The 7432-nt window shown below is 74.4% G+C and carries 8 protein-coding genes; 4 read left to right on the forward strand and 4 right to left on the reverse strand.

What is annotated here, in order from left to right; genetic code table 11:
• Window positions 1-308: 308 nt before the first annotated feature.
• Window positions 309-1892 (reverse strand): M20/M25/M40 family metallo-hydrolase, encoded by a 1584-nt coding sequence (locus PUR61_RS20845; protein WP_329880623.1) that lies wholly within the window; start codon window positions 1890-1892, stop codon window positions 309-311.
• Window positions 1893-2057: 165 nt separating this feature from the next.
• Here PUR61_RS20845 and PUR61_RS20850 point away from each other — a divergent pair, with 165 nt between their 5' ends.
• The 3 genes from PUR61_RS20850 to PUR61_RS20860 all read left to right on the forward strand — a co-directional run bounded on the left by PUR61_RS20850 (window position 2058) and on the right by PUR61_RS20860 (window position 4704).
• The gene (locus PUR61_RS20850) at window positions 2058-2183 is read left to right on the forward strand and encodes a hypothetical protein (protein ID WP_329880624.1); all 126 of its coding nucleotides are present in this window, start codon (window positions 2058-2060) and stop codon (window positions 2181-2183) included.
• A gap of 752 nt (window positions 2184-2935) precedes the next feature.
• The gene (locus tag PUR61_RS20855) at window positions 2936-3952 is read left to right on the forward strand and encodes an aldo/keto reductase (protein WP_329880625.1); all 1017 of its coding nucleotides are present in this window, start codon (window positions 2936-2938) and stop codon (window positions 3950-3952) included.
• Window positions 3953-4113: 161 nt separating this feature from the next.
• A complete protein-coding gene (locus PUR61_RS20860; RefSeq protein WP_329880626.1) occupies window positions 4114-4704 on the forward strand; it encodes a TetR family transcriptional regulator in 591 nt (196 codons plus the stop codon).
• A 53-nt stretch (window positions 4705-4757) separates the two neighbouring features.
• Here the strand turns inward: PUR61_RS20860 and PUR61_RS20865 are convergent, their stop codons facing one another.
• From PUR61_RS20865 to PUR61_RS20875, 3 genes are all read right to left on the reverse strand, one after another.
• The gene (locus PUR61_RS20865) at window positions 4758-5165 is read right to left on the reverse strand and encodes a VOC family protein (protein ID WP_329880628.1); all 408 of its coding nucleotides are present in this window, start codon (window positions 5163-5165) and stop codon (window positions 4758-4760) included.
• Window positions 5166-5263: 98 nt separating this feature from the next.
• On the reverse strand, window positions 5264-5560 hold the full coding sequence (locus PUR61_RS20870; RefSeq protein ID WP_329880630.1) for a barstar family protein: 297 nt from the start codon (window positions 5558-5560) through the stop codon (window positions 5264-5266).
• Between the two features lie 69 nt (window positions 5561-5629).
• The gene (locus PUR61_RS20875; protein WP_329880632.1) at window positions 5630-5896 is read right to left on the reverse strand and encodes a GlsB/YeaQ/YmgE family stress response membrane protein; all 267 of its coding nucleotides are present in this window, start codon (window positions 5894-5896) and stop codon (window positions 5630-5632) included.
• A gap of 140 nt (window positions 5897-6036) precedes the next feature.
• Between PUR61_RS20875 and PUR61_RS20880 the strand changes: the two genes are divergently transcribed.
• Window positions 6037-7287 (forward strand): glycosyltransferase, encoded by a 1251-nt coding sequence (locus PUR61_RS20880; protein WP_329880633.1) that lies wholly within the window; start codon window positions 6037-6039, stop codon window positions 7285-7287.
• Window positions 7288-7432: the final 145 nt, after the last annotated feature.

The raw sequence follows: 7432 nt of genomic DNA on the forward strand, positions 1-7432 counted from the left end.
TGCCTCGACCACCGACCGGGCAACCGACTGACCGTTCGGTCGGTACCATTGTGCGCGGTGAGGCGGCAGCATGACAAGGGACATCGACGGCACGGCACGGCGGAAAGCGGGAACGGGCCGTCACGGCAGGTGACGGCCGGCGAGCGCTCCGGGCGGCCGGTGACTGGTGGCCGGCGACCGGCGGATCCTGGAATCCGCCGACCGCCGACCGCCGACCTCGGCCACCGGCCCTCGACCCTCTACCGGCGGCTGCCAGCCTCGGCCGTCACCCCCGCGGTACGGCCGCCGCCGCACCGCGGGGGTGACGCTCAGCCCTCCGAGCGGTCGCGCAGGCGCGGCAGCGGCACGGCGAGGAGCGCCGCCAGCAACGCGATCCGCGGCGCCAGCTGGTCGATCCGGATGTGCTCGTGCCGCGCGTGGGCCCCTCCGCCGACCGCGCCGAACCCGTCCAGCGTCGGCAGCCCGCGGGAGCCCGGCAGGTTGGTGTCACCCGCCCCGCCCGCCGGACCGCCGTCCAGCTGCTGGCCGAGCACCGCCGCGAGCGAACGGACGTGACGCAGCAGCGGATTGCCGGACCGTTCCGGCCACGCGGGACGGCTGGACAGCACCTCCGTCCGCACCTTCGCCCCGGCCCGGAGTGCGGTCAGCCGGGCGAGACCGTCCAGCGTGCCGCGCTGTGCCTCGGTGGTGGAGAACCGCAGGCCGAGCTCGGCCTCGGCCCGGCCGGCCACCACGTTGGCACGACTGCCACCGCTGATCCGGCCCGCGTTGAGCTCCGTGCCGGGCTGGTTGACGAGGCCCCGTACCGCGACCAGCTGGTCGACCAGTTCGTCCACCGCCGAGACGCCCTCGGCGGCGTCGTTCCCGGCATGCGCCTCGCGCCCGGTGACGGTGAGCCGCACCCGGGTCGAGCCACGGCGGGCGGTCTTGAGCCGACCGTCCGGGTGCGGCGGTTCGAGACCCAGCACGGCTGCCGCGCCGCGCAGTTGACGTTCGACGACGCGGCGGCCGTCCGGACTGCCGACCTCCTCGTCGGAGACGACGACCAGGCGGACGGTGCGGTGCGGCTGCTGGCCGAGGTCGGCGAGCAGCGCGAACGCGCCCTCCAGGGCGGCGAGTCCGCCCTTCATGTCGACCACACCCGGCCCGCTGAGGACACCGTCCTGCTCGGTGACCGGCCAGTCGGCGAGGGTGCCGACGGGCCAGACGGTGTCGTGGTGTCCGACGACCAGGAGGTGCGGCAGCGCCTCGTCCCGGCCCTCCCACTGGAACACCAGGTGATCGCCTGCCGGGCCGGGTTCGCGCCGGAACGTCGCACCGGTGGCCCGGAAGCCCGCGGCCAACTCCTCGGCGAGGGCGTCGAGTCGGGGCGCGTCGCCGCTGGGGGACTCGATCCGTGCGAGGTCGGCGCAGCGGCGGCGGACGGCGCCGGCCAGCGTCCGGGCCCGGGTGGTGAGGGCCTGGGGCAGCCCGGGAAGCGCGGCGGTGGGACCGGTCTGGCCCTCGCCTTCGGGAACGGCCGGAGTGTGGGGGGCCGCTGCGGGGGGTGGTGCGGCGGCGGGTGCGGGGGTGGCCGGAGCGAGGGCGGTTCGGGCGTTGACGGCGGTTCCGGGCCCGGTCACGCCGGGTGCGGCGGCGGCCCTGGTCGGCTCGGCCGTGGTGACGGCTGTGTCGACGACCGTGTCGGTGGAGGTGGCGGCAACGGTCGTTGCGGCCACGGCCGCACCGGTCGTGGCGGTTTCACCGGCCGGGCCGGTCGTACTGGCCGTACTGGTCTTGCCGGCCTTGCCGGTCGTACTGATCTTGTCGGTCGGATCGGTCGCGCCGGTCGGGTCGGCGGTGACAGTGGTGACGGTCGGTGCGGCGGACGGCCGGACGGCTTGAGGACTCAACGCTCGCCTCCCCGGCCGCCGCCGGTATACAGCGGCCGGTCCGGACGGCCCGGCCGGCCGGGCTGCCCGGCCCCGACCTGACCGGCGGAACCGGCAGGAACGGCGGGAACGGCGGCCCGTCGGAACGGTCCGTCCGGTCCAAGTGCGCTGGAACGGCTGGGCGGCATGCTTGGCATTTCGTCCTCCTCGCTCGATCCGGCGGCCCCGGTCGTCCCGGGGCCCCCGGTGGACATCGGCATCGACCACGGCGGGCGCAGACACCTGCACCACCACAGAGAAGCCGAGATGTGAGCCTAGAAGAACCGTTCGGTTTCCTGCGAGGTGGCCCTGCTCCCAGAGTGCCGGGACGGGTCCCCACCCCGAACGTCCGACCGCGGAACGACAGTCGGCGCACGGCGTGCGGGCCTGACTCGACGCACGGACGCGGTCGCCGGATCGCGCCCACCTCCACCATGGACCCGACGCCGGGGTTCGGCAGCGCAAGACGCCAAGGCTCGTCTTTTCCAGGCCAGATGGGTGACACCGACTCGGCCGACAGTACTGGCCGACGGTGGTCGGGAACGCCCGGTACGAACGGATCAGGACGGAACGAACCAGGGTGAACCGTGTCGAATCCCCCGGAGCGGAACCGGGCGACCGGACGGTCGGACGGTCGGACGGGGACCGAACGAACCGGGCGAGGGATCAGGACGGGAGGCGGGAGGGTCGCCCGCCCACCGACCGGCCCGGGCGCCCTCGGCCTCGATTCCATGACGGTGGATCAGCTCCGGGCCGACCCCTGCTTCCGCACAGGCCCCCACCCCCGCCCGTTCGTACGCCACTCCGCCCACGTGCCGACGGAGGTGTCGGCGGAGCGTCCCGACGGAAGGCGCCGGGGCGGCGCCGAGCAGGGCGGCGACCTCCGCTCGATGAGGGATCGAGCCGCCGATTGACAAATGACAGATGACAGATTTTGAATTCTGTCAGCACCCGTGCCATAGTCGAACCGGGCCACCCTCCCTCCGGCCCGCCCCCCCACCCCCCCACCCCGCCAGGAGTCGCGCATGTCCGCCACCGCCCACCCGATCCCCCGCCGCACGCTCGGCGCCACCGGACCCACCACCTCCGCCCTCGGCCTCGGCTGCATGGGCATGTCCGACCTCTACGGCCCGGCTGACGAGGCCGAGAGCATCGCCACCATCCACGCCGCGCTCGACGCCGGCATCACCCTGCTCGACACCGGCGACTTCTACGGCATGGGCCACAACGAACTGCTGATCCACGAGGCGCTGCGCGGCCGTGACCGCGAGGAGGTCCGGATCAGCGTGAAGTTCGGCGCCCAGCGCGGCCCGGACGGCCAGTGGCTCGGCTACGACGCCCGCCCCGCCGCCACCAAGACCGCCCTCGCCTACACCCTGCGCCGCCTGCGCACCGACCACATCGACGTCTACCGCCCGGCCCGGCTCGACCCGGCCGTGCCGGTCGAGGAGACCGTCGGCGCGATCGCCGACCTGGTCGAGGCCGGCTACGTCCGCCACATCGGCCTGTCCGAGGTCGGCGCCGACACCCTGCGCCGCGCCGCCGCCGTCCACCCGATCAGCGACCTTCAGATCGAGTACTCGCTGATCTCGCGCTCCGTCGAGGCCGAGATCCTGCCCACCGCCCGCGAGCTGGGCATCGGCGTCACCGCGTACGGAGTCCTGTCGCGCGGCCTGCTCAGCGGCCACTGGCAGAACGACCGCGCGCTGTCCGGCACCGACTTCCGCGGCCACAGCCCGCGCTTCCAGGGCGACAACCTGACCCACAACCTCCGGCTCGTCGAGGCGCTGCGCGCCGTGGCCGCCGAGCGGGGCGCCAGTGTCGCGCAGGTCGCGATCGCGTGGGTGGCCTCCCGCGGCGAGGACGTCGTCCCGCTGGTCGGCGCCCGCCGCCGGGACCGGCTCACCGAGGCGCTCGGCTCCCTGGACGTGACCCTCACCGACGCCGATCTCGCGGCGATCGAGGCGGCGGTCCCCGCCGGGTCGGCCGCCGGGGACAGGTACGCTGCCGCCCAGATGGCCCATCTCGACAGCGAGCACTGAACCGCAGGGGCGCAGGCGTCCGCCGCGACCGCAGTACGCTGCCGGAGAAGGGCCGTCCGTACCCGCACCGCCCGCCGGTACAGGTCGGACACCCCCGTCAGCCCGACGCCCGCCCGCCACCCCGCAGGCGGACGCACCACCCGTAAGGACGTACCGCCCCCGTGGCCACGGACAGCGCACTCACCGCCGAGCAGATCCTGAGCGCGACGGAGGACGCCCTCAGGCGCTTCGGCCCGGCGAAGGCCACCGTCGTGGACGTGGCCCGCACCCTCGGGGTGAGCCACGGCAGCGTCTACCGGTTCTTCCCGAGCAAGGCGGCACTGCGCGAGGCCGTCACCCAGCGGTGGCTGGACCAGGCCCACCACGACCTGCAGTCCGTCGCCGCCGAAGCGGGCCCGGCCTCCGAGCGCCTGCACCGCTGGCTGGTGACGCTGTTCGCCGCCAAGAGGAAGAAGGCGCTCGACGACCCGCAGCTCTTCGCCACCTACATGACGCTGGTCGGCGAGAACAGCAGCACCGTCGAGGCCCACGTGGAGACGCTGATCCGCCAGATCGGCCAGATCGTCCGGGACGGCGTCGAGGCCGGGGAGTTCCGGGACTCCGGGACCGGTTCGACCGCGCGCGCGGTGTTCGAGGCGACCGCGCACTTCCACGACCCGGCGTACGCGGGCGAGTGGTCCGACCCGGCTGCCCAGGAACGGTTCGAGGCGCTCTGGGGGCTCGTCCTCGGCGGCCTGGCCGCCAAGCCCTGACGACAGCGGGCGCCCGGGCGCCCGTCGACCGTCCGGGGCAGCCCCGGGCGCCGCTACTTCTCCGACTGCGTGATCCGCACCGTGTTGCCCGAGGGGTCGCGGAACGCGCAGTCGCGCGGGCCCCAGGCCTGGTCGACGGGCTCCTGAAGGACCTCGGCCCCGAAGGCCCGGACCTTCTCGAAGGTGGCGTCGAGGTCGTCGGTGCGGAAGACGAACATCGGCAGCACGCCCTTCGTCAGCAGCGCCTGGAGGGCGTCGCCGTCCGCCTGGGAGCGGCCGGCGTACGGCTCCGAGAGCACGATCTCCAGGCCCGGCTGGGCGGCACTGCCGAGGGTGACCCAGCGGAAGTCGCCCGAGGCGACGTCGTTCCGCACCTCAAGACCGAGGGCGTCGCGGTAGAAGGCGAGCGAGTCGTTCAGGTCGTTGACGGTGATGTTGCAGTACTTCAGTGCGATGTCCATGCGAATCACGCTAGGCGGCAGCCGGGTCACCCGCTTCTCGAATCCTGCTCGATCCGCCGCCCGGCCCGTCGCCCGGCCCGTCGCGCGGGTCGGCCCGGTCAGTCCCGTGCATGCACGACGAGCCGGTTCCGCTCCCCGTCGAAGGTGGCACCCAGGGCCCGGGCCTCGCGTCGGCCGCCTGCGAAGAGGCCCTGCCGGTCGACGTGGACGGTCAGGAGGTCGTGGTCGTCGATCACCTCGGAGATGCCCCGGGTGTCGATGGTGTCCGCCCAGGCGTCCAGGTTCCGGCCGAACCACACCGGCAGGCCGCACGGACCGGCGACCGCGTCCCAGAAATCGTCGAGGGAGTCGATCGGCCGGCCCCGCAGGTTGACGATCAACTCGCTGTGCGTCATCACAGCAGGGTAGCCCGACCCGGGCGGACCCGGGCGGACCCGGCGGCCGGCCCGGGAGGTACCCGTCGGTCAGTCCCTGGAGTGCCCGAAGAAGATCCGGTAGAGGAGCAGCAGCACCAGCGCGCCGCCGATCGCCGACGCCCAGGTCGCCAGGTCGAAGAACTGCGTCGTCACCGGCCGGTCCAGGAAGCGTGCGGAGAGCCAGCCGCCGACGAACGAGCCGGCGACGCCGATCAGGGTGGTCACCACCAGGCCCCCCGGGTCCCGCCCCGGCAGCAACAGCTTGGCCAGGGCTCCGGCCACCAGGCCCAGCACGATCCATGCAACGAAGCTCATGCGTCCTCCCGCCCTCATGTCGGCTCGGCGGCCCGCGCCGGCCGTCCTGCCCTGAGGGACGCCGCCGTGCGCCCCCGTGGTTCCGGTGCGCCGGGCGTGGCACCGGCCGCGCCACCCGGCACCACCGGGATACTTCCGCCATGCGCATCCTGATCGCCACCGCCGGCTCACGCGGCGACGTCGCCCCCTTCACCGGGCTCGGAGCGCGGCTGCACGCGGCCGGCCACCAAGTCGCCGTCGCCACCCACACCACCTTCGCGGACACGGTCCGGTCCGCCGGCCTGGAGTTCTGGCCGCTGCCCGTCGACCCGCGCGCCGAACTCGCCTCCGAACGGGGGCAGAACCTCCTCCGGACCGGCACCGGCCCGCTCGGCATCGTCCACCTCACGCGCCTGGCACGGTCGTTCATGCCGGGGCTCGGCGACGCCATCGCGGCGGCCACCTCGGCCGGCGCGGACCTGCTGCTCACCACCGGCACCACGGCCGCCCTCGGCCAGGTGGTCGCCGAGGCGGCCGGGATCCCCACCCTGACACTCCAGCTCCAGCCCATGGCCCCGACCAGGGAGTTCGCCCCGGTGGTCACCGGGACCCGGTCGCTCGGCGCGGCCGGCAACCTGCTCGCCGGACACGCGGTCCAGGCCGCCGTCGACCACCTCTTCGCCCCGGCCGTACGCGGTCTCCGCCGCCAACTCGGCCTTCCCCAGCGGAGCGTGGCGCACGCGAGGAGCTCCCACTCGGTCCTGCACGGCTTCTCGCCGGTCGTCGTCCCGCGGCCCGCCGACTGGCGCCCCGGGCTCGCCGTCGCCGGGTACTGGTGGCCGCACACCGATCCCGGCTGGCAACCTCCGCAGCGGCTCCTCGACTTCCTCGCCGCCGGGCCTCCGCCCGTCTACGTGGGCTTCGGCAGCCTGGTCGTGCCCGACCCCGAACGCCTCACCCGGACGGTCCTCGCCGCACTGCGCGCCGCCCGGGTCCGCGCCGTCCTGCAGTCCGGCTGGAGCGGCCTCGTCACCGCCGACAGCGACGACGTCCTCACCATCGGCGACACCCCGCACGACTGGCTGTTCCCCCGCGTGGCCGCCACCGTCCACCACGCGGGCGCCGGCACCACCGCCGCCACCCTCCGCGCCGGCACACCGACCGTCCCCGTCCCGGCCCAGCTCGACGCCCCGTTCTGGTCCACCCGCCTCACCCGCCTCGGCACCAGCCCCGGCCCCGTCCCCCTCCCCCAGCTCACCGCCGCCCGCCTCGCCACCGCGATCCGCCGGACCCTCGACACCCCCCACCACCGCAACTGCGCCCGGGCCCTCGCCACCGCCCTCACCGCCGAGGACGGCACCGCCAAGGTCCTCGCCGCCATCGACCGCCTCACCGACTCCCACTCCCGGTAACCTGACGGCCGGATCCCGCCGACGGCCCAACTCGCCCCGAACGACCGAAATGACCGAACCCCAGCAACTTGCTCGAACCACCCACCACCCCGGACAACCCCCCAGCTCCCGAACTCTGCTCCCCGCGCCTGCGGGGCTGTTCCCG

The sequence above is a fragment of the Streptomyces sp. BE20 genome, assembly GCF_036322525.1.
In the GTDB taxonomy this organism is placed as follows: domain Bacteria; phylum Actinomycetota; class Actinomycetes; order Streptomycetales; family Streptomycetaceae; genus Kitasatospora.